This is a genomic window from Siminovitchia fortis, assembly GCF_007681465.1.
Classification (GTDB): Bacteria; Bacillota; Bacilli; order Bacillales; family Bacillaceae_C; genus Siminovitchia; species Siminovitchia fortis.
In genome coordinates, this window is record NZ_VEKZ01000147.1 from 1 (window position 1) to 1,054 (window position 1,054).

Below are 1,054 nucleotides of genomic sequence, written 5' to 3' on the forward strand. Positions count from 1 at the left end.
GTTCGCCGTCTCCGAGGCTTCTCAGGAAGAGGAGGCAGGTCATGTATAAACCATTCTATTCATTGGCTAGAACCCCTTTTTCCAAAGACATGGACCCTACGGAAGCTTTCCGTTCTGCAGGGTACCAGGAAGCATTGAACGGCCTTGAGTATTTACGAAAATCCAAAGGGATCGGCATGGTCATTGGTGATCCTGGTGCCGGAAAAACATTTACATTAAGATCATTCAAGGATTCACTCAACCCGGCGCTTTATCATGTGGTCTACTTTCCACTGTCCACCGGGGGTGTAATGGATTTTTACCGGGGTTTGGCTTACGGGTTGGGCGAGGAGCCCAGGTTCCGGAAGGTGGATCTGTTCCGGCAGATCCAGCATGGAATTGAACGGATGGCCCAGGAACGAAAAGTAACGCCGGTGTTCATCCTGGATGAGATGCATATGGCCAAGGACGCTTTTTTACAGGACTTGGCGATTCTCTTTAACTTCCAAATGGATTCATCAAATCCATTTATCCTTGTGCTGGCCGGGCTTCCGCATTTAAAGACACGTCTAAACCTGAACCATCACAAGCCACTTTCTCAACGGATCATCATGAGGTACCAAATTCAGCCCCTAAAGAAAGAAGATGTGTTTGCCTATATTGATCATCATTTAAAGCTTGCCGGAGCCAAGATGCCAATTTTCACAGAAACAGCCCTTGAAGCGATTGCCTTGCGTTCACAGGGATGGCCGCGCGTCATCAACACATTGACGATCAATTGCCTTTTGTATGGGGCGCAGCTGAAGAAAGAACAGATTGATGAGGAAATCGTCCAAATGGCCGTTGAGGAGAGTGGCTTATGATGCGACGGGGGATTATGTTTTTTGATCCGGAAAAACAGGACTGGAAAATTTGGATTGGCCAACAAGAGTATGAAACATTTACGGGAATGACCTTCGAAATACGCATTCAAAACCGTTATTATGAAGCGTGTTTTGAGAAAGATTATCATGAGTGGTTTGTGACGCTGGAGGATGATGTGGCGTTTACACTGAGAATGGTAGAAGTATATAAA

General features: G+C 46.3%; 2 protein-coding genes. Both read left to right on the top strand.

Annotated features, from left to right (window positions below):
- The first annotated feature begins 41 nt into the window (after positions 1–41).
- A complete protein-coding gene (locus FS666_RS19330; RefSeq protein ID WP_144463784.1) occupies positions 42–842 on the top strand; it encodes an ExeA family protein in 801 nt (266 codons plus the stop codon).
- The coding region (locus FS666_RS19335) for a DUF5348 domain-containing protein (protein ID WP_144598627.1) at positions 839–1,054 on the top strand (216 nt) is incomplete at its 3' end. The genes FS666_RS19330 and FS666_RS19335, both read left to right, overlap by 4 nt.